Source organism: Rhizobium sp. PAMB 3174 (assembly GCF_052908375.1).
Window position 1 is genome coordinate 2,044,972 of the sequence record NZ_CM128608.1, and the last position, 18,903, is coordinate 2,063,874.

The window sequence follows — 18,903 nt, forward strand, 5'->3', positions numbered from 1 at the left end:
AGCGGGCGCATCCCGCAAGGGGCAGGCACGATCTTGCGCGTCGCATCCGGGGATCTGCATTCCATCAAGCAAGGCATGCGTCTGGAAAGATCAGCCGCAAGACAATCTTCAAGCTTTATTTAGATCAATCTTGCTAGTGTCGATCACTTCTCAGGTCCCTGAATGGAACATGATCGTCCAAGCCATGAACATCGACTCTCTGCTTTCCCGCTTCAAGATTCAGACCAAGGTTCTCGCCTTTATCTTTCCCTTCGTCATCAGCATCTCTGCCGTCGGCGTACTTGGACTATACGCGACAAGTCTTCTGCAGAGCAGCTTGACGATCTCGAACGGGGTGATGACCTCGCTGTCCGGCTTCCGCGACGTCTCGGCATCGATGAACCGCTTCCTCGAAGAAACGACCGAGATCAATCTTTCCGACGTCAAGACGAGGCTTGGGGAGCAGAAGCAGATCCTTGAGAACACGCTTGACGGTCTCGGCGACAAGACGGACGGCAAGGACGACCTGAAGACTGCGATCGACACGGCGACGGATGTCGAGAACGGCATGGCCAGCCTCTGGCAGCTGCAGCAGGCCGACCAGGCCAGCCGCAAGGCAATCAATGACGCCGTTTCGGCCATCATTTCCGCACAGCTGATCATCGATGAAGCCGGCTCGCAGAACGACCGCGGCATCCTGACCAAGGAAGGGACCGCGAAGACGGCGCTTTACGACGCCAGCCGGGTCGCCAACGTCAACGCCGAGATCGCGGCCATCTATGCCGGCTACAAGGCTGCGGGCACCGCAGAGGAGAAGCTCAAGTTCCTTTCTGAGGCGCTGGCGAAGTCGCAAAAGACCATTCGCAAGCTCAACTCCGCCCTGCCCTCCGACAAGAAGCCGCTGGCCGGCGAGATCAAGGATGCGTTCGACACGCTGAAACCGATCGCCGATGCAGGCGTCATCGAGGATACGACGCTGCCGGCACTCAGCGCCGCGATGGAAAAGGTTCATGCCGCCGAGCAGGCGATTGCCGCGTTCAACGCACCGAACCTGCTTTCCGCAATCCAGTCGCTCGCCGATCTCGAAGCCGTCAAGGTCAAGGCTGACGGCATTCGCGGCGATTCGGGACGCGTCTCCAAGTCCATCTATGCCGTGCAGATCGAGCTGGCGCAGTTTCTCGCCAAGCCGGACAAGGAAACCCGCGACAGCCTGATCCAGCAGTTCCAGATCATCACCAAGGACATGGAAGCCCTGCAGGGCGCGGCCAAGGGCGAGAAATTCTTCGACGACCTCACTGCCAAGCTGGTCCCGGCCATCGACAAGATGACCACGGAAAGCGCGGCACTGGTCGATATCAACGTCAAGCGCATGGCCGCCTTCGAAAGCGCCGCCGCCGGCGTCGACAAGATCTGGGTGAAGCTCACCGACTTTGCCAAGACGCAGAAGGAAAATGCCGGCGTCGAGCGGGAACGCGCGAACCAGATCTCGATCACCGCCACGCTGGTCGGCATCGTCATCGCCGTTCTGGCCGGCATCGGCCTTGTCGCCACCTTCAAGGGGCCCATCGGCCGCATCACTTCGGCCATGCGCCGGCTGGCGGAAGGCGCGCTCGATACCCGCATCGATGGCGATGCGCGCGCCGACGAGATCGGCGACATGGCCCGCGCGCTCGGCGTGTTCAAGGAAAACGCACTCGAGAAGGAACGCATGGAACAGGCGAGCAGCCAGCAGAGGGCCGCAGCCGAACAGGAGCGCGCCCGCAACGAGGCGGAAAAGCGCGCCAGCGAGGAACAGGTCGCCTTCGCTGTCAACGCGCTGGCCTCCGGCCTCGAACGTCTTTCCAAAGGCGACCTGACGCAGGAAATCAACACACCGTTTGCCGGCTCTCTGGACCGGTTGCGGTCCGACTTCAACGGCTCGCTGGTGCGTCTCCGCGAAACGCTGACGCATATCCAGTCGAACGCCTACTCCATCCAGTCGAACGGCGCTGTGATGCGCTCCTCGGCCGATGACCTGTCGCGCCGCACCGAGGCGCAGGCCGCCTCGCTGGAGCAGACGGCTGCCGCAGTCGACGAGATCACGGTCACCGTCCGCGGTTCCGCCGAGCGCGCCCGTGACGCCAACACCATTGTTGCCAGCACGCGCAAGATGACCGACGAGTCGGTCGTCGTGGTCGCCAATGCGATCGATGCCATGGCGCGCATCGAGGACGCATCCGGCAAGATCGAACAGATCATCGAGGTGATCGACGACATCGCCTTCCAGACCAACCTGCTGGCGCTGAACGCCGGGATCGAGGCCGCGCGGGCGGGCGAAGCCGGCAAGGGCTTTGCCGTCGTGGCGCAGGAAGTCCGCGAACTGGCGCAGCGCTCCGGTGGTGCCGCCAAGGAGATCAAGGCGCTGATCGAACAGGCCGCAAGCGAAGTGTCCTCTGGCGTCACCCATGTCCAGAAAACCGGGCAAGTGCTCGGCGCAATCAGCGGGCAGATCACCGAGATTTCCAACCACGTCAACGGCATCGCCACGGCCGCCCAGGACCAGGCTTCCGCCCTCCACGAGGTCAATGGCACGGTCAACCAGATGGACCAGATGACGCAGGCGAACGCCGCCATGGTGGAGGAAAGCAACGCCCTGTCGCAGCAGTTGGCTGAAGAGGCGGACATGCTCATGCAGCTCGTCAACCAGTTCCGGCTGGTGGCCGGCAGCGCCTATGACAGCCGCGCAGCCTGACGAATTGCGAAAGCCGAACAAGTGCTGTAAGCGACAGCATCTGCAGAGGAGGCCTTGCGGCCTCCTCTTGTTTTTCAAGGCAAGCCGCGTTTCGCGAGGGGACCATCATGGCCGACAATGACGACTACATCTACGACGAAGTGACCGGCGAATGGCGCCCGGCCTCCGAAATGGCAGCCGAGGCTGCGGCCGCGAACACGGCGCGCGACGCCAGCGGCAACGTGCTTGCCGACGGCGACAGCGTCGTCCTGATCAAGGACCTGAAGGTCAAGGGCGCTGGCCAGACCCTGAAGCAGGGTACGGTGATCAAGTCGATCCGCCTGACCGACAATCCGGAAGAAATCGATTGCCGCCACGATGCCATCAAAGGCCTCGTGCTGCGCACGGAATTCGTCCGCAAGCGCTAGGCTTGAGGCGGGAGAAACACGGATGGCGACACTGACGATCGAGGAGCTGGCCGCAGCGCTTCAGCCCGGCCAGCCGGTGGCGGGGCTCGACCTCGGCACGAAGACGATCGGGATTGCGGTCTCCGACCTCGGTCGCCGTCTCGCCAATCCGCGCCCGGTCATCAAGCGCGTCAAGTTCACCAAGGATGCCGAGGTGCTGCTGGCGCTTGCGGCAAAGGAAAAGGTCGCCGCCTTCATCATTGGCCTGCCGGTCAACATGGATGGCTCGGAAGGCCCACGCGTCCAGGCGACCCGCGCCTTCGTGCGGACGATGAGCGAGAAGACCGAAATCCCCTTCGTCTACTGGGATGAACGGCTGTCGACGGTGGCCGCCGAGCGGGCGCTTCTGGAAATGGACGTCTCACGCGCCAAGCGCGCCGAGCGGATCGATTCCGCCGCCGCCAGCTTCATTCTGCAGGGTGCGCTCGATAGGCTGGCATTTCTGCAGCGGAACTGATCGCACATTCCTCCGCCGTCGGCGTCTGATCGCCCCTCTCCCCGCGCCACCAATCCCGCACCCGGCGAAGGCCGGCAAAGATCTGGCGGTAGCGTCGCAGCGCCAGCAGGCCGAAGACGATCGCCGAATCGAACAGGATGACGTCGAGAACGAGGCCGGGAATGATCTCCGGGCTGATACCGAGAATATTGCCGTAGATCCGGAACACGAGATCATGGGCCTCGCGCGTCAGCATGAAATAGCCGAAGCTGATGTCGTAATAGGACAGCCAGTACCAGCTGCCGAGAAAGGCGATGGGACCACCCCAGAAGATCAGGACCCATTTCATGAGGCTGTCCTTCCACGGTTAACCATGCCGAGATCGATGAAGGCCAGCTGGCGCAGCGCGACCATGGCCGACAGGACCGCCGCCGGTACCGCGATATCGCGCGCGACGAGCGCGAAGAAGGCCGTTCCCGCCGTCATAACTGCCAGTTTTTCAAGCTTTTTCCGCATCCGTTCCGACTGGTCCTTTCAACGTCCACCGAGAGTGAACCGTTAAAGACCGGCGCGCAACGTAAACCATTTGTTAAGGTTAACGGCCTGTGGAAAATTTTAAATGTCTCAGCCGTAGACGCCGCGCACGACCCTTTTCAGCGCCGTCTCCACCTTCTCCCAGTCCTTCTTCGACTTCAAAGGCTGGCCGGCGAACTGGCCGCTGGTGACGGCGGAGAGCACGAGATGCTGGATGGCGGCGATGACGACGGCGTTGACCGCGTTGACGTCCACCCCCTTCGGCGCGGACAACGAGCCGCGCATGCGGTTCAGCCAATCGGCCAGCGCCTTGTTGCGGGCATCGCTCAGGCGGCGCACGGTCTCGGAGCTTTCGGCCACTTCCCAGACAACGATGCGGCACATCAGCGGATCGGCGCGCAGCGCCTCGAGGAAGAGCAGCGCCAGTCGCTCCATCAGGTCGCCATAGGTCAGGAGGAACATGCCGCCGGTATCGTCCGGGATATTGTCGCCGACCCAGGAACTGAGGTCCGCCCCGATCGCCTCGATCAGGCCGTCAAGGCCGCCGAAATAGCGGTAGATCAGCTGCTTGTCGCAGCCGGCCCGGCGCGCGACCGCGTTGATTCCGAAACCCTGGAAGCCGGCTTCGGCGAGCAGGCCCTTGGCGGCGGCGAGGATGACCTTCTCGGTCCCTGCCCTACCGCGCGGCCGCCTCGCCAGATCATCATTTGCTGTCGCCTGCTCCAGCGCGGCCAAATTCGCCATCAAAGCCCCTGCCCTGTTTATGAACGTCACTTACCGGTGATTAGGTGGCCGGCAGGATCATGACAATTGTGACAGCGGTGGATTCACAGGATTGTGGCACCCTTCGGCCAGTTGCCAAGGCGCCGTCTTCGCGGCAAGTTGCGCAAAAAGCGTTTCCCTTCCGAAAGCGAGCCCCGATGTCTGCCGAAACAGTCTCTCCGCCCGCCGATGCCGCGGCCCGCCGCGCCGCGCGACCTGTTGTCTGCTATCCCAACGACACGCTGCCGAAGCCGGACATGGCGCTCCTGCGCACGCTGCGGGAGACCATGGAAAAGGTGGACGAGGTGATCGTGCCGCCGCGCGACGGCAAGACGTTTTCGGCGCCGAAAGGCCACTTCATCCGCATGGTCAGCATCGAGGGGCCGCAGGTCGGCGACCTCAATCTCTGGAATGCCAATGACCTTTCCGAGCGCTTCTTCTCCGGCAAGACGCGGCAATTACACGCAACCCACGTGACGACCGGCAACCGGCTATGGAGCAACATGCCGTATCTGAGGCCGATGGCGACGATCAGCCACGACACGCTGGGCTGGTACGGTTTCGACGAGGACGGCGGCGGCGTGCATGACGTCATCGGCACGCGCTGCGACCCCTATACCAACCGGCTGCTTTCGGGCGGCGACTATCACCATTGCTGCCATTCGAACCTCTGCGGCGCACTGGCGGAGGAAAAGGGCATCAGCCTGAAGGATGCCGAACCGCATGTGCATGACGTGCTGAACGTCTTCATGTGCACCGGCTTCACGAAGGACACGCACCAGTATTTCATGAAGGCGAGCCCGGTGCGGCCCGGCGACTATCTGGAGCTTTTTGCCGAAATCGATCTTCTCGGCGCGCTCTCGGCCTGCCCGGGCGGCGACTGCAGTTCCGAACATTCCAGCGACACGGCCGCCTGCTATCCGTTGAAGGTGGAGATCTACCGGCCGGACATGGCGATGCTCAAGGACTGGGCGTTCCCGGAGCCGAGCGCTTATAAGGGGCGGCCGTAAGGGTCAGCGATATGGCAGCGGGAGAAGGTGCTCATCGATCCATTCGGCGAGCACTGCTTCTTCCATACCGCCGCTCGCGACGTCCTGAATGACCCGCACGGCGTCGCGCTGGGAGCAGTCCAGCAAATAGCCGAGCAACCTCAACTGAATGTTGAGTGCGAGAAAGGCAGCCCGCTTGTTGCCATCGTTGAAACCGTGCCCTCTTGCGATGCCGTGACAGACCGCAGCTGCGAGACGTCCGGGAGAAGCCTCCGGCTCGTAGGCGACGATATTGAGGGGACGTTCCAGAGCGCCTTTGATGAGGCTCTCATCCTTGATACCCGGCAAGCCGCCATGCACCTTGATTGTTTTCGCCTGAAGCTCGATCAGCGCCTCAAGCGACACCGTCCTCATTATTTGGCGAGCTGGGTCAATGCCCAATCGAAGCGGGCAAAGACATCCTTGCCAGCTTCCATGGAGACGGCGTAGGTGTCATCGGGAAGAGAAGAGTCCGTGGCCACTCCGCCCGATGAATTTGGCTGTCGATTTTCGATATAAGGCGATGCCGGCGTGGACGTGGTCTTTGCGGAAAACATTGACCCCTTATTCGCCGAGACGAACTGACCAGTACGCGCATTGCGGACAACCTTCGGATTGCCCTCTACCGTTATCGACTTCGCTGTTTTGAGCTTCTTTGCCATGTCCTCAATATAGCATGATGCGATGTGGGTTCCAATCAGGCCCGCTTGTTGCCCAAGCATCAACTTATCCGGCTCACGTCGCCGTCTTCAGGTTTACGCGCGCCATCAGTTCCGCCGCGGTTTCCTTGCGTTCGCTGTAGCGGTCGGTGAGATGGCCGGAGGCGTCGCGGGTCAGGAGGGTGAACTTGACCAGTTCCTCACAGACATCGACGACGCGGTCGTAATAGGCGGACGGCTTCATGCGGCCGTCTTCGCCGAACTCCTGCCAGGCCTTGGCGACGGAGGACTGGTTGGGGATGGTGATCATCCGCATCCAGCGGCCGAGAACGCGCAACTGGTTGACGGCGTTGAAGGATTGCGAGCCGCCGGAGACCTGCATGACGGCAAGCGTCTTGCCCTGCGTCGGGCGGACCGCGCCGAGCGACAGCGGAATCCAGTCGATCTGCGCCTTCATGATGCCGGTCATGGCGCCATGGCGCTCGGGGCTCACCCACACCTGCCCTTCCGACCAGGCGGAAAGATCGCGCAGCTCCTTGACCTTGGGATGGGTTGCGGGCTCGCCGTCCGGCAATGGCAGGCCCGCGGGATCGAAGATCCGTACCTCGCAGCCGAAATATTCCAGCAGGCGCCCCGCCTCCTGTGCCAGCAAGCGGCTGTAGGAGACCGGCCTGAGCGAGCCGTAAAGGATGAGGATTCGCGGCTTGTGCGTGGAAAAGGCCGGGCGAAGGGCGGCAAGATCGGGCTTGCGGAGATGGTCCGGATCAGCGGCCGGCAGATCGAATTCAGTGTCAGACAATGCGCTTGCCCTCGCTGTCGAGCACCTGTTCGCCGTCCTCCTTCGTGAAGGCCCCCTTGTGCGTCTCCGGCAGGATGTCGAGGACGACTTCCGAAGGGCGCGCAAGCCGGGTTCCCATGGGCGTGACGACAAAGGGACGGTTGATGAGGATTGGATGGGCGAGCATCGCGTCGAGAAGCGCATCGTCGCCAAGCTCCGGATTGTCGAGCCCCAACTCGTGGTAGGGGGTCCCCTTCTCGCGGATCGCCTCGCGCACCGTCAGGCCGGCATCGGTGATCATCTTCACCAGCGTTTCGCGCGACGGCGGCGTCTTCAGATATTCGACGACGGTCGGCTCGATGCCGGCATTGCGGATCATCGCCAGCGTGTTGCGCGAGGTCCCGCAGGCGGGGTTATGGTAGATCGTCACGTCCATCAGCATGTCCTCTCTTTTGTTGTTCCGGCCGGCGCGCAGGCGAGCACCTGGGCGACGGGGCCGCAAATCTCCGGTTGGCCGGCGCAGCAATTCTCCATCAGGAAGACGACAAGGCCCGAGAGCGCCGCATAATCTGCCGCATAGATGATCGAGCGCGACTCACGTCGCGCGACGATGAGCCCGGCATGCTCCAGCTCCTTCAGGTGAAACGACACGTTGGAGGGCGAGACCGCGACCTTTTCGGCAATCGCCCCCGCTGCCAAGCCTTCCGCTCCGGCAGCCACCAGCATTCGCACGATCCTGAGGCGGGTCTCTTGGGAGAGCGCCGAAAAGGCCAGCAGCGCGTTTTGCTCCGACATCATTTCAATAATCCTTGAAACATTGAAATGACTCATACTGCGAGTGCCGTGACGACGCAAGTCCGAATGGCAGGCATGCGCCGAGCCGGCTTGCCCTTCCCCTCGCCGACTGCCAAAACATGTCAATACGTCGCCACACAAGGACCAGCGCCCCATGAACCATCACGCCCATGATCCCAGCCAGCTCGAAATGGTCGTCCTGATGACGCCGGACATGGCGAACTTTTCCGGCAAGGTGCATGGCGGCGCGCTTCTGAACCTTCTCGATCGCGTGGCCTATTCCTGCGCCTCGCGCTTCTCGAAGCAATATGCCGTCACGCTTTCCGTCGACCAGGTGGTCTTCCGCCAGCCGATCCATGTCGGCGAACTGGTCACCTTCCGCGCCTCGGTCAATCATGCCGGCCGGACATCGATGGAGATCGGCATCCGGGTCGAAGCGGAAAACATCCGTACGGGAACGCGCCGGCATACGAACTCCTGCTACTTCACCATGGTCGCGGTCGACGAGCATGGCCGGCCGACGAGCGTTCCGGAACTCTGTCTCGATACGGATGCGAAGAAGCGGCGCAACATCGCTGCCGAAGCACGGCGCGAACTGCGGCGCGAATTCGAAACGCGGCTGCATGAGGTCAAGGAAGCGGCCGACGTCTGATCCGAGCGTCGCAGAGGGCCAGATCTTGCATTGCACAAGAGGGCGGCGGTCGATACTACTGCGCCACCCCGCCCCGGAGCCCTCCCCATGCTGCTGATCTTCGAAAGCGTCCTGCCGATCTTTCTGCTTGTGCTGTTCGGCATTGCGCTGAGACGCGCACCATTCATCGACCAGAATCTCTGGACCGGACTGGAGCAGCTGGGCTTCTACGTGCTCTTTCCGTCGCTGCTGTTCATCACGCTGGCGCGAACGAATTTCGCTGAAATTCCGGCGGGCGTGATTGCCGTCGTCACGCTGTCGGCCGTATTGATCACCTGCGCGTTGACCTGGCTCAGCTGGCCGCTGTTCAAGCGGATCGGCGTTCCCGCTTCCTCGTTCACCACCATCTTCCAGACGTCGACACGCTGGAACGGTTTCGTGGCGCTTGCCATCGCCGACAAGCTGGCCGGACAGGTCGGCCTGGCGATCATCGCCCTGGTGATGGCGGTCATCATCGTGCCGATCAACATCATCAACGTGGTGATGCTGGAGTGGTTCTCCGGCCGGCCGCGCAATCACATGACCTTGATGATCCGCATCATGACCAATCCGCTGATCGTCTCCTCGCTCGCCGGCGTGTTCGTCAGCCTCAGCGGACTTTCGATCTACGAGCCGCTGATGACGGCGATCGATCTCGTCTCGCGCTCGGCGCTCAGCCTCAGCCTCATCATGGTCGGTGCCGGACTCGTCATTGCCGATGCGCTGAAGCCAAGCCGACTGGTGATCATTCCGGTGATCGTGAAGCTCTTCGCCTTCCCGGCGCTGATGGTCGGGATCGGCATGCTGGCCGGCGTTTCAGGCATGGAACTGTCCATGCTGGCGCTGGCCGCCAGTGTTCCGACGGCAATGAACGGCTATGTGCTGGCCAAGAAGATGGGCGGCGACGCGCAACTCTACTCCGCCGTCGCAACGGTGCAGACGGCGGTCTCCTTCATTTCCATTCCGCTGATTCTGCTGATCGTCGGCGTCTGAGCCGCCGTCAGCTCGCAGCCGGATAGAGAATGTCGACGAAATAGCGGGCGTCGAAGCGGGCGTCGAGCATGCCGTATGTCGTGCGCCAGCCCCCGGCGAGACGCGTTTCCAGGAAGGCATCGGCAATCTTGCCGGCACCGATCCGGTAGAGTTCGGCGGCAGCGCCCGCCAGAGCAAGCTGTTCGACCAGCATGCGGGCGGCGCCCTCGTCGCGCTGGCAGAGCGCGATGGCGGCGCGCAGCACCTGCACCGTTTTCGGGCCGGACGGACCGAGGTCGCGCGACAGGGTGGCAAAGACCTGCTCGAACAGGCCCTCGCCCTTTTCCAGCACGCGCAGAACGTCGAGCGCCATCACGTTGCCGGAACCTTCCCAGATCGCATTGACCGGGGCCTCGCGGTAGTGGCGGGCGATGTTGCGTTCCTCGATGTAGCCGGAGCCGCCGATGCATTCCATCGCCTCGTAAATGAGCGACGGCGCGATCTTGCAGACCCAGTACTTGGCGACCGGCGTCATGACGCGGGCATAGGCGGACTCTTCCGGATTGTCGCGGGCACGGTCGAAGGCGTCGGCGACGCGGAAGGAGAGCGCAGTGGCGGCCGCGACGTCGAGCGCCATGTCGGCCAGCACGCGCGTCATCAGCGGCTGTGCGACCAGTTCCTTGCCGAACACCTTGCGGCCGCGGCAATGATGGACGGCTTCGGCCAGCGACGCCCGCATGATGGCGGCCGATGCCAGCGCGCAGTCGAGCCGGGTCAGCGTCACCATGTCGAGAATCGTGCGGATGCCGCCGTCCGGCGTGCCGAGCAGGTAGCCGAACGTATCGGTGAACTCGACCTCGGAAGACGCATTCGAGCGGTTGCCGATCTTGTCCTTCAGGCGCTGGAACTGCAGGCCGTTGGTCGAGCCGTCTTCCAGGAGGCGCGGCACAAGGAAGCAGCCCAGCCCCTGCCCGGTCTGGGCGAGCATGATGAAAGCGTCGCTCATCGGCGCGGACATGAACCACTTGTGGCCGGAGAGCCGGTAGATGCCCTCGCTCACCTTTTCGGCGCGGCTGGTGTTGGCACGGACATCCGTGCCGCCCTGCTTTTCCGTCATGCCCATGCCGATGGTGACGGCGGACTTCTGCTTGGCCGGCTTGTTGGCGGAATCATACTTGCGCGAGAGGATCTTCGGTCCCCATTCGCGCTGAACCTGCGGATTGGACATCATCGCGGCAACCGACGCGCTGGTCATGGTCAGCGGGCAGAGATGGCCGCATTCGAGCTGCGCCGTCAGATAGAAGCGGATGGCGCGCACCTTGTGGGCCATGCCCTTGGCGTCGGGATCGGCGGACGAATCCCAGATCGAGGAATGCAGGCCGGCAGACATGGACCGGCGCATCAGCGCGTGCCAGGCCGGGTGGAACTCGACGACGTCCAGCCGCTCGCCGCGCGGACCGTGGGTCCTGAGCTGCGGCGTCCCCTGGTTCGCCATGCGGGCCAGCTCCTGGGCCTCCGGCGAGGTGACGTAACGGCCGAGCGCCTCGAAGTCCTCGCGAAGCGACCGGTGCATGGACGACGTCAGGTCAAGAAGCAGCGGATCCGACCGGTAGGCGTTGATGCCGGACCAGGGTTTGGGCTGGTTCAGTTCCTGGAGTTTTTCTTCGGTCCGGTTCATTGGCTTCTTTTCGCTGTTCGTTTTGTCCGGCTTCTATCCGGATTCGTTTCAAATTGCATGGGGATCATCGATATTGATCCGAAAGGCTGCTTGCGGCGGGACCCCGCAGTCATTATAGACCGCCTGACCAAGCAAGGAGGACGTTTTATGGTCTTCTTCCCCCATCGCCATCTCCTCGGCATAAAGGGCCTTTCCCCGCTCGATATCGAACTGCTTCTCGACAAGGCCGACGAGGCCGTCCAGATCAGCCGGCAGCGGGAAAAAAAGACCTCTACCCTCCGCGGCCTGACGCAGATCAATCTCTTCTTCGAGGCGTCCACCCGCACTCAAGCCTCTTTCGAACTGGCAGGCAAGCGCCTTGGCGCAGACGTCATGAACATGTCGGTTGGAAACTCGTCGGTGAAGAAAGGCGAGACGCTGATCGACACGGCGATGACGCTGAACGCCATGCACCCGGACGTGCTGGTGCTCCGCCACTCCTCGGCCGGTGCCGCCGCGCTTCTGGCGCAGAAGGTCTCCTGCTCTGTGGTCAATGCCGGCGACGGCCAGCACGAGCATCCGACCCAGGCGCTGCTCGACGCGCTGACGATCCGGCGCGCCAAGGGCAAGCTCTCGCGCATCATCGTGGCGATCTGCGGCGACGTGCTGCATTCGCGCGTCGCCCGGTCCAACATCATCCTGCTCAACCTGATGGGCGCCCGGGTACGTGTCGTCGCCCCGGCCACGCTGCTGCCGGCCGGCATGGCCGACATGGGCGTCGAGGTCTTCCACGACATGAAGGAAGGCCTGAAGGACGCAGACGTCGTCATGATGCTGCGCCTGCAGCGCGAGCGCATGGCGGGCTCCTTCGTGCCCTCGGTGCGCGAATACTTCCACTTCTACGGCCTCGATGCCGAAAAGCTGAAAGCGGCCAAAGACGACGCGCTCGTCATGCATCCGGGTCCGATGAACCGCGGCGTCGAAATCGCCTCCGAGATCGCCGACGGTCCGCAGAGCGTCATCGAAAGCCAGGTGGAAATGGGGGTCGCTGTCCGCATGGCCGTCATGGAAACCCTTCTTCTGTCTCAAAACCAGGGGCCGCGTGCATGACTTCCGCCCTCGTCCTCAAGAATGTCCGCATCATCGATCCCTCCCGCAGTCTCGACGAGACCGGGACCATCATCGTCAAGGACGGCAGGATCGTTGCCGCCGGCGCCGATGCCCAGAACCAGGGCACGCCCGACGGCGCGGAAGTGCGCGACTGCGGCGGCCTGATCGCCGCCCCCGGCCTCGTCGACGCCCGCGTCTATGTCGGCCAGCCCGGTGCCGAACACCGCGAGACGATCGCGTCCGCCTCGAAGGCGGCGGCGGCCGGCGGTGTCACCAGCTTCATCATGATGCCAGACACCGAGCCGGTGATCGACGACATCGCGCTGGTCGAATTCATCAAGAAGACCGCCCGCGACGAGGCGATCGTCAATATCTATCCGGCAGCGGCGCTGACCAAGCGTCTGGACGGCCAGGAGATGACCGAGATCGGCATGCTCAAGGAAGCAGGTGCCGTCGCCTTCACCAATGGCCGGCGGGCGATGCCGGACGCGCAGGTGCTGCGCCGCGCCATGACCTATGCGCGCGAGCACGGCGCGGTCATCGCACTCGAGACCCGCGACACCTATCTCGGCGCCAACGGCGTCATGAACGAAGGCCTGCTGGCAAGCTGGCTCGGACTTTCCGGCATCCCGAAGGAAGCGGAGATCATTCCGCTCGAGCGGGACCTGCGTCTGGCAACGCTAACGCGCTCCGCCTATCACGCGGCGAAGATCTCGGTGCCGGAATCGGCAGACGCGATCCGGGTCGCCCGTTCGCGCGGCGCCAACGTCTCCTGCGGCATCTCGATCAACCACCTGTCGCTCAACGAGAACGACATCGGCGAGTACCGCACCTTCTTCAAGCTGTCGCCGCCGCTGCGCACCGAGGACGACCGGATGGCGATGGTCGCCGCACTGGCCGACGGCACGATCGACCTCATCTGCTCCTCGCACGATCCGCAGGACGTCGACACCAAGCGCCTGCCGTTTGCCGATGCCGCCGATGGCGCCGTCGGTCTGGAGACCATGCTGTCGGCAGCGCTGCGCCTGCACCATTCCGGCCAGGTCGGCCTCTCGCGGCTGATCTCGGCCATGTCGACGCGTCCAGCGGAAATCTTCGGGCTCGAGGCCGGCACCTTGAAGCCCGGCGCGAATGCCGACATCATCCTGATCGACGTCGACGAACCGTGGCTGGTTTCCAAGGACCAGCTGCAGTCGCGCTCGAAGAACACGCCGTTCGAGGACGCGCGCTTCAGCGGCCGCGCCGTCGCCACCTATGTGAAGGGCCGCAAGGTCTTCGAAGTCTAGGCCCATTTAAGGAGGAGCCCGCCTTGGATACTGCATCGATGTCCCCCGGACTTCTGGCGCTCGCCGCGGCGCTGGTCGGCGGCTACCTGCTCGGCTCGATCCCCTTCGGCCTGATCCTGACGAAGATGGCCGGTCTCGGCGACGTGCGCAGCATCGGCTCCGGCAATATCGGCGCCACCAACGTGCTGCGCACCGGCAACAAGAAGCTCGCCGCCCTGACCCTGCTGCTCGACGCCTTCAAGGGCACGGCGGCGGTGCTGATGGCATCCGAGCTTTTCGGCCTGCACGGCGCGCTGGTGGCCGGCGTTGGCGCCTTCCTCGGCCACCTCTTCCCGGTCTGGCTCGGCTTCAAGGGCGGCAAGGGTGTCGCGACCTATATCGGCATCCTGCTCGGCCTGGCGCCGGTCATGGTGCTGGTGTTTGCCGTCGTCTGGATCTCGATCGCCTATCTCAGCCGCTACTCGTCCCTGTCCGCTCTGGTTGCAACGCTTGTCATTCCGGTTGCATTGTGGATTACTGGACACCCGGAAATATCGCTCGTCATGGCCGTGCTGACGCTGATCAGCTGGTGGAAGCACAAGGCGAACATCGAACGGCTCATTTCCGGCACCGAGGGGAAAATCGGACAGAAGGGCTAGGTCCATGGAAGAGGTGAGTGCAAGACGCAAGGGCATCGCACTCACCGACAGACAAAGGATCTGCTGGCTCAGGCTGATCCGTTCCGACAATGTCGGCCCGGCCACCTTCCGCGATCTCATCAATCATTTCGGCACCGCCGAGGCGGCGCTTGCCGCCCTGCCGGAACTTTCATCCCGGGGCGGCTCGACGAGGCCGATGCGCGTCGCGACCGTCGGCGAGGCCGAACGGGAACTCGACGCGCTTTACCGCTTCGGCGGGCGGTTCGTCGGCATCGGCGAACCGGAATATCCGCCGTCCCTCAGGCACATCGACGGCGCGCCGCCGCTTCTCGCCGTCAAGGGCGACGCCACCACCCTCACCCGCCCGGCCGTCGGCATCGTCGGCTCGCGCAATGCCTCGATCAGCGGCGCGAAGTTCGCCGCCATGATCGCCGGCGAATGCGGACGCGCCGGATATGCGATCGTCTCGGGGCTTGCCCGCGGCATCGACACAGCGGCCCACCGCGCCAGCCTTTCGACCGGGACCGTCGCGGCCATGGCCGGCGGCCTCGACCAGACCTATCCGCCGGAAAACCAGAGCCTGCTTGATGCCATATGTGACGGCGGCGGTGTGGCGATCACCGAAATGCCCTTCGGCTGGGAACCGCGGGCGCGCGATTTTCCAAGGCGCAACCGTTTGATCGCCGGCGTGGCACTCGGCCTGACCGTCATCGAGGCCGCCAGCCGCTCCGGTTCGCTGATCACCGCCCGGCTCGCCGCCGAATTCGGGCGGCTGGTATTTGCCGTTCCCGGCTCGCCACTCGATCCACGCTGCGAAGGCACCAACGGCCTTTTAAAGAACGGCGCCATCGTCACCACCTCGGCCGAGGATATCCTGGAGGCGCTGGCGCCGATGTCGGACATCGACCTGTTCTCGCCGCCGACCGTCAGCGAACCCTATGGCGACGATGACGACCGGCCGATCGCGCCGCCACCCGACGACAGCGACCGCTCCCGCCTCGTCAATGCGCTGAGCCCGACGCCCGTGGAGATCGACGACGTCATCCGCCATACCGGGCTGCCGGCATCGGCGGTCTACCTCATCTTGCTGGAACTGGATCTGGCGGGGCGCCTGCAGCGGCATGCCGGCGGCATGGTCTCGCTGATCGACGCAGGTTGAATACGGGCTTGCCGGTCAGCCACCACCGAGGACAATCGAACGCGGCCGGCGGCCGGACAGGACGTCGCCCGCCTCTTCATAGGCCATCTCGATCAGATAGCAGAGCATGTCGGCGCCCTGCTCGTCGGCGACACGGCGCAATTCACCGAGCATCTGGCGAATGTAGACGATCCCGTCCGCCTCGTGATCGACCGGCTTCGCACTTCCTGGGAGCTTTGCGGTCTTGCGCGTTTGCTGCATGGCAAGAGAGCCTTCTCGGGTCCGTGTCTTTCTGCTTGCATCACCATAAATTGTTTATCTAAAATTGCAAGCAGAACGTATTCCTCCATAGGTTGTATTTCCGTGTATTCGGCGGAATTTGAAGGTTTGCTCTTGACCGAAACGAAATCCCTGTCCATTTCGAGAGGCCGAAATGCGGGAAAATACGCGAAATTCAGCCTGCCAAGCCGGCGGGCATCCTTCAAATGCCGAGGGGCATCCTTCAAAAGAAGGTGTGGGACTGCGTGTGGAGACGATCCGGCACGATTGACATGTCGCATCCGAATGCGGTCGTTTTCACCAGACATGCCGGAACGAGAACGGATACCAGAGTAGTATGATGAATGTTGTAGTGGTGGAGTCGCCTGCCAAGGCCAAAACGATCAACAAGTATCTCGGGCCGGGCTACAAGGTGCTCGCCTCGTTCGGACATGTGCGCGACCTTCCCGCCAAGGACGGCTCGGTGCTGCCCGACCAGGACTTCGAGATGCTGTGGGAGGTCGACAAGGATTCCGCAAAGCGCGTCAAGGACATCGCCGATGCGATGAAGTCCTCCGACGGCCTGTTTCTGGCGACCGACCCGGATCGCGAAGGTGAAGCGATTTCCTGGCATGTGCTGGACCTGCTCAACAAGCGCAAGGTGATCGGCAAGAAGCCGGTCAAGCGCGTCGTCTTCAACGCGATCACCAAGAAGGCGGTGCTCGACGCGATGGAGAACCCGCGCGACATCGACGTCGCACTGGTCGACGCCTATCTCGCCCGCCGCGCTCTCGACTATCTCGTCGGCTTCAACCTGTCGCCGGTGCTCTGGCGCAAGCTGCCCGGCGCCCGCTCGGCCGGCCGCGTGCAGTCTGTGGCGCTGCGCCTCGTCTGCGACCGCGAATCGGAGATCGAGCGCTTCGTCGCCGAGGAATACTGGAACATCTCGGCCGACCTGAAGACGCCGCGCGGCGACGAGTTCCAGGCCCGTCTCGTCTCGGCCGACGGCAAGCGGCTCAACCGCAACTCCGTCACCAACGGCGAGCAGGCCGGATCGCTGAAGGCGCTCCTCGAAGGCGCCAGCTTCTCCGCCGACACGGTCGAGGCGAAGCCGGTCCGGCGCAATCCGTCGCCGCCGTTTACCACCTCGACGCTGCAGCAGGCCGCCTCCTCCAAGCTCGGCTTTTCCGCCTCGCGCACCATGCAGGTGGCGCAGAAGCTTTACGAAGGCATCGACATCGGCGGCGAGACCGTCGGTCTGATCACCTATATGCGTACCGACGGCGTGCAGATGGCGCCGGAAGCCATCGACGCCTCCCGCCGCGCGATCGCCGACCAGTTCGGCGAACGCTACCTGCCGGAAAAGGCGCGCTTCTATTCGACCAAGGCGAAGAACGCCCAGGAAGCGCACGAAGCCATCCGTCCGACCGACTTCAACCGCTCGCCCGACAAGGTCCGCCGCCACCTCGACGGCGACCAGCTGAAGCTCTACGACCTGATCTGGAAGCGCGGCATCGCCAGCCAGATGGCGTCCGCCGAAATCGAGCGCACGACTGTAGAAATCTCCGCCAAGGGTGCCGACGGCCGCGTCGCCGGCCTGCGCGCCACCGGCTCGGTCATCCGCTTCGACGGCTTCATCGCCGCCTATACCGACCAGAAGGAAGACGGCGAGCAGTCGGACGACGGTGACGAGGATGGCCGCCTGCCGGAGATCAATGCCGGCGAAAAGCTCGCCAAGGAAAAGATCAATTCCAGCCAGCATTTCACCGAGCCGCCGCCGCGCTATTCGGAAGCCTCGCTGATCAAGAAAATGGAAGAGCTCGGCATCGGCCGTCCGTCGACCTACGCCGCGACGCTCGCCACGCTGCGCGACCGCGACTATGTGACGATCGACAAGCGCAAGCTGATCCCGCAGGCCAAGGGCCGGCTGGTGACGGCGTTCCTGGAGAATTTCTTCAAGCGCTATGTCGAGTACGATTTCACCGCCGATCTCGAGGAAAAGCTCGACCAGGTGTCCGCCGGCGACCTCAACTGGAAGGACGTGCTGCGCAATTTCTGGAACGATTTCTTCGCCCAGATCGAAGACACCAAGGAACTGCGCGTCACCGACGTTCTCGACGCGCTCAACGAAGCACTGGCGCCGCTGGTCTTCCCGAAGAGGGAGGACGGCAGCGATCCGCGCGTCTGCCAGGTCTGCGGCACCGGCCAGCTGTCACTGAAGCTCGGCAAGTACGGCGCCTTCGTCGGCTGCTCGAACTATCCGGACTGCAACTACACCCGTCAGCTTTCGACCGAAGGCGGTTCGGATGCGGAAGCGGCCGGCAACGAACCGAAGGCGCTCGGCAAGGATCCACTGACCGACGAAGAAATCACGCTGCGCTCCGGCCGCTTCGGCCCTTACGTCCAGAGAGGCGACGGCAAGGAAGCCAAGCGCTCGTCGCTGCCCAAGGGCTGGAAGGTCGAGGATATCGACCATGAAAAGGCGCTGGCGCTTCTCAACCTGCCGCGCGATATCGGCAAGCATCCCGAATCCGGCAAGATGATTTCCGCCGGCCTCGGCCGCTACGGACCGTTCGTGCTGCATGACGGCACCTATGCAAACCTCGAAAGCATCGAGGACGTATTCACCATCGGCCTCAACCGCGCCGTCACCGTCATTGCCGAAAAGCAGGCCAATGCCGGACAGCGCGGCGGTCGGACGGCTGCGGCGGCTCTGAAAGCGCTCGGCGACCATCCGGACGGCGGCGCGATCACGGTGCGTGACGGACGCTACGGACCCTATGTCAACTGGGGCAAGGTCAATGCGACGCTGCCGAAGGGCAAGGATCCGCAGTCGGTGACCGTCGAGGAAGCCCTGGTGCTGATCGCCGAAAAGGCTGGCAAGGGCGGCGGCGGCAAGAAGGCCCCGGCCAAGAAGCCGGCAGCCGCAAAGAAGACGACCGCTGCGGCGAAGAAGAAGCCGGCAGCCAAGAAACCGGCCGCAAAGGCCAAGAAGAGCTGATCCCGTGAGCAAGAAACCCCGCGCC

At 63.5% G+C, this 18,903-nt stretch carries 21 protein-coding genes; 11 read left to right on the forward strand and 10 right to left on the reverse strand.

What is annotated here, in order from left to right:
* The first annotated feature begins 184 nt into the window (after positions 1-184).
* The 3 genes from ACU5AY_RS09770 (at position 185) to ruvX (ending at position 3,613) form a co-directional block, all read left to right on the forward strand.
* Positions 185-2,710, forward strand: a complete 2,526-nt coding sequence (locus ACU5AY_RS09770) for a methyl-accepting chemotaxis protein (protein ID WP_446828893.1) — start codon at positions 185-187, stop codon at positions 2,708-2,710.
* A gap of 104 nt (positions 2,711-2,814) precedes the next feature.
* Positions 2,815-3,117 carry an alkylphosphonate utilization protein gene (locus ACU5AY_RS09775; protein ID WP_410010978.1) on the forward strand — a complete coding sequence of 101 codons (303 nt, stop codon included), beginning with the start codon at positions 2,815-2,817 and terminating at the stop codon, positions 3,115-3,117.
* A gap of 22 nt (positions 3,118-3,139) precedes the next feature.
* The gene (ruvX, locus tag ACU5AY_RS09780) at positions 3,140-3,613 is read left to right on the forward strand and encodes a Holliday junction resolvase RuvX (protein WP_446824545.1); all 474 of its coding nucleotides are present in this window, start codon (positions 3,140-3,142) and stop codon (positions 3,611-3,613) included.
* On the opposite strand, the gene ACU5AY_RS09785 is transcribed toward ruvX, so the two are convergent.
* The 3 genes from ACU5AY_RS09785 to ACU5AY_RS09795 form a co-directional block, all read right to left on the reverse strand.
* Complete coding sequence (locus tag ACU5AY_RS09785; RefSeq protein WP_446828894.1) at positions 3,564-3,941, reverse strand: DUF6105 family protein; 378 nt, start codon at positions 3,939-3,941, stop codon at positions 3,564-3,566. The two genes, ruvX and ACU5AY_RS09785, sit on opposite strands and share 50 nt — an antisense overlap.
* On the reverse strand, positions 3,938-4,108 hold the full coding sequence (locus ACU5AY_RS09790) for a hypothetical protein (RefSeq protein ID WP_446828895.1): 171 nt from the start codon (positions 4,106-4,108) through the stop codon (positions 3,938-3,940). The genes ACU5AY_RS09785 and ACU5AY_RS09790 overlap by 4 nt, the downstream gene beginning before the upstream one ends.
* 108 nt (positions 4,109-4,216) lie before the next feature.
* A complete protein-coding gene (locus tag ACU5AY_RS09795; protein WP_446824548.1) occupies positions 4,217-4,870 on the reverse strand; it encodes a TetR/AcrR family transcriptional regulator in 654 nt (217 codons plus the stop codon).
* 176 nt (positions 4,871-5,046) lie between these two features.
* On the opposite strand from ACU5AY_RS09795, the gene ACU5AY_RS09800 reads away from it, so the two are divergent.
* Positions 5,047-5,898, forward strand: coding sequence for an urea carboxylase-associated family protein (locus ACU5AY_RS09800; RefSeq protein ID WP_446828896.1), 852 nt, complete (start codon positions 5,047-5,049; stop codon positions 5,896-5,898).
* A gap of 3 nt (positions 5,899-5,901) precedes the next feature.
* Here the strand turns inward: ACU5AY_RS09800 and ACU5AY_RS09805 are convergent, their stop codons facing one another.
* Genes ACU5AY_RS09805 through ACU5AY_RS09825 form a run of 5 tightly spaced genes read right to left on the reverse strand, consistent with a single transcriptional unit; the run spans position 5,902 to position 8,148 of the window.
* Positions 5,902-6,282, reverse strand: coding sequence for a type II toxin-antitoxin system death-on-curing family toxin (locus tag ACU5AY_RS09805; RefSeq protein WP_446828897.1), 381 nt, complete (start codon positions 6,280-6,282; stop codon positions 5,902-5,904).
* An 8-nt stretch (positions 6,283-6,290) separates the two neighbouring features.
* Entirely contained in the window at positions 6,291-6,638 is a 348-nt protein-coding gene (locus tag ACU5AY_RS09810; protein WP_446828898.1) for a hypothetical protein, read from the reverse strand.
* A gap of 13 nt (positions 6,639-6,651) precedes the next feature.
* Complete coding sequence (gene arsH / locus ACU5AY_RS09815; protein WP_446828899.1) at positions 6,652-7,374, reverse strand: arsenical resistance protein ArsH; 723 nt, start codon at positions 7,372-7,374, stop codon at positions 6,652-6,654.
* Positions 7,367-7,789 carry an arsenate reductase (glutaredoxin) gene (gene arsC / locus ACU5AY_RS09820; RefSeq protein ID WP_446828900.1) on the reverse strand — a complete coding sequence of 141 codons (423 nt, stop codon included), beginning with the start codon at positions 7,787-7,789 and terminating at the stop codon, positions 7,367-7,369. The genes arsH and arsC overlap by 8 nt, the downstream gene beginning before the upstream one ends.
* Positions 7,789-8,148, reverse strand: a complete 360-nt coding sequence (locus ACU5AY_RS09825; protein ID WP_446828987.1) for an ArsR/SmtB family transcription factor — start codon at positions 8,146-8,148, stop codon at positions 7,789-7,791. The genes arsC and ACU5AY_RS09825 overlap by 1 nt, the downstream gene beginning before the upstream one ends.
* A 154-nt stretch (positions 8,149-8,302) precedes the next feature.
* Between ACU5AY_RS09825 and ACU5AY_RS09830 the strand changes: the two genes are divergently transcribed.
* Both ACU5AY_RS09830 and ACU5AY_RS09835 read left to right on the forward strand, forming a co-directional pair.
* Positions 8,303-8,800, forward strand: a complete 498-nt coding sequence (locus ACU5AY_RS09830) for an acyl-CoA thioesterase (protein WP_446824554.1) — start codon at positions 8,303-8,305, stop codon at positions 8,798-8,800.
* Positions 8,801-8,887: 87 nt separating this feature from the next.
* Positions 8,888-9,811: an AEC family transporter gene (locus ACU5AY_RS09835; protein ID WP_446828901.1), complete on the forward strand. Its 924-nt coding sequence runs from the start codon at positions 8,888-8,890 to the stop codon at positions 9,809-9,811.
* A 7-nt stretch (positions 9,812-9,818) separates the two neighbouring features.
* On the opposite strand, the gene ACU5AY_RS09840 is transcribed toward ACU5AY_RS09835, so the two are convergent.
* Positions 9,819-11,468, reverse strand: coding sequence for an acyl-CoA dehydrogenase family protein (locus tag ACU5AY_RS09840; protein WP_446828902.1), 1,650 nt, complete (start codon positions 11,466-11,468; stop codon positions 9,819-9,821).
* Positions 11,469-11,615: 147 nt separating this feature from the next.
* On the opposite strand from ACU5AY_RS09840, the gene ACU5AY_RS09845 reads away from it, so the two are divergent.
* Genes ACU5AY_RS09845 through dprA form a run of 4 tightly spaced genes read left to right on the forward strand, consistent with a single transcriptional unit; the run spans position 11,616 to position 15,640 of the window.
* Positions 11,616-12,557 (forward strand): aspartate carbamoyltransferase catalytic subunit, encoded by a 942-nt coding sequence (locus ACU5AY_RS09845; RefSeq protein WP_446824557.1) that lies wholly within the window; start codon positions 11,616-11,618, stop codon positions 12,555-12,557.
* Positions 12,554-13,843, forward strand: coding sequence for a dihydroorotase (locus ACU5AY_RS09850; protein ID WP_446828903.1), 1,290 nt, complete (start codon positions 12,554-12,556; stop codon positions 13,841-13,843). Before ACU5AY_RS09845 ends, ACU5AY_RS09850 begins: the two co-directional genes overlap by 4 nt.
* A 38-nt stretch (positions 13,844-13,881) precedes the next feature.
* Complete coding sequence (gene plsY / locus ACU5AY_RS09855; protein ID WP_446828988.1) at positions 13,882-14,481, forward strand: glycerol-3-phosphate 1-O-acyltransferase PlsY; 600 nt, start codon at positions 13,882-13,884, stop codon at positions 14,479-14,481.
* A 4-nt stretch (positions 14,482-14,485) separates the two neighbouring features.
* Positions 14,486-15,640: a DNA-processing protein DprA gene (dprA, locus tag ACU5AY_RS09860; RefSeq protein ID WP_446828904.1), complete on the forward strand. Its 1,155-nt coding sequence runs from the start codon at positions 14,486-14,488 to the stop codon at positions 15,638-15,640.
* A gap of 15 nt (positions 15,641-15,655) precedes the next feature.
* On the opposite strand, the gene ACU5AY_RS09865 is transcribed toward dprA, so the two are convergent.
* The gene (locus ACU5AY_RS09865; RefSeq protein ID WP_446828905.1) at positions 15,656-15,880 is read right to left on the reverse strand and encodes a hypothetical protein; all 225 of its coding nucleotides are present in this window, start codon (positions 15,878-15,880) and stop codon (positions 15,656-15,658) included.
* Positions 15,881-16,238: 358 nt separating this feature from the next.
* On the opposite strand from ACU5AY_RS09865, the gene topA reads away from it, so the two are divergent.
* A complete protein-coding gene (topA, locus tag ACU5AY_RS09870) occupies positions 16,239-18,878 on the forward strand; it encodes a type I DNA topoisomerase (RefSeq protein WP_446828989.1) in 2,640 nt (879 codons plus the stop codon).
* The last annotated feature ends 25 nt before the right edge of the window (positions 18,879-18,903 follow it).

Bases quoted from the DNA above. Each gene is read 5' to 3' on its own strand.
- ACU5AY_RS09845 (WP_446824557.1), top strand. From the start codon at position 11,616: ATGGTCTTCTTCCCCCATCGCCATCTCCTCGGCATAAAGGGCCTTTCC.
- ACU5AY_RS09795 (WP_446824548.1), bottom strand. From the start codon at position 4,870: ATGGCGAATTTGGCCGCGCTGGAGCAGGCGACAGCAAATGATGATCTG.
- ACU5AY_RS09850 (WP_446828903.1), top strand. From the start codon at position 12,554: ATGACTTCCGCCCTCGTCCTCAAGAATGTCCGCATCATCGATCCCTCC.
- ACU5AY_RS09825 (WP_446828987.1), bottom strand. From the start codon at position 8,148: ATGTCGGAGCAAAACGCGCTGCTGGCCTTTTCGGCGCTCTCCCAAGAG.
- ACU5AY_RS09785 (WP_446828894.1), bottom strand. From the start codon at position 3,941: ATGAAATGGGTCCTGATCTTCTGGGGTGGTCCCATCGCCTTTCTCGGC.
- dprA (WP_446828904.1), top strand. From the start codon at position 14,486: ATGGAAGAGGTGAGTGCAAGACGCAAGGGCATCGCACTCACCGACAGA.
- arsC (WP_446828900.1), bottom strand. From the start codon at position 7,789: ATGGACGTGACGATCTACCATAACCCCGCCTGCGGGACCTCGCGCAAC.
- topA (WP_446828989.1), top strand. From the start codon at position 16,239: ATGAATGTTGTAGTGGTGGAGTCGCCTGCCAAGGCCAAAACGATCAAC.
- ACU5AY_RS09865 (WP_446828905.1), bottom strand. From the start codon at position 15,880: ATGCAGCAAACGCGCAAGACCGCAAAGCTCCCAGGAAGTGCGAAGCCG.
- ACU5AY_RS09840 (WP_446828902.1), bottom strand. From the start codon at position 11,468: ATGAACCGGACCGAAGAAAAACTCCAGGAACTGAACCAGCCCAAACCC.
- ACU5AY_RS09790 (WP_446828895.1), bottom strand. From the start codon at position 4,108: ATGCGGAAAAAGCTTGAAAAACTGGCAGTTATGACGGCGGGAACGGCC.
- ACU5AY_RS09810 (WP_446828898.1), bottom strand. From the start codon at position 6,638: ATGCTTGGGCAACAAGCGGGCCTGATTGGAACCCACATCGCATCATGC.
- ACU5AY_RS09835 (WP_446828901.1), top strand. From the start codon at position 8,888: ATGCTGCTGATCTTCGAAAGCGTCCTGCCGATCTTTCTGCTTGTGCTG.
- ruvX (WP_446824545.1), top strand. From the start codon at position 3,140: ATGGCGACACTGACGATCGAGGAGCTGGCCGCAGCGCTTCAGCCCGGC.
- ACU5AY_RS09830 (WP_446824554.1), top strand. From the start codon at position 8,303: ATGAACCATCACGCCCATGATCCCAGCCAGCTCGAAATGGTCGTCCTG.
- ACU5AY_RS09770 (WP_446828893.1), top strand. From the start codon at position 185: ATGAACATCGACTCTCTGCTTTCCCGCTTCAAGATTCAGACCAAGGTT.
- ACU5AY_RS09800 (WP_446828896.1), top strand. From the start codon at position 5,047: ATGTCTGCCGAAACAGTCTCTCCGCCCGCCGATGCCGCGGCCCGCCGC.
- plsY (WP_446828988.1), top strand. From the start codon at position 13,882: ATGTCCCCCGGACTTCTGGCGCTCGCCGCGGCGCTGGTCGGCGGCTAC.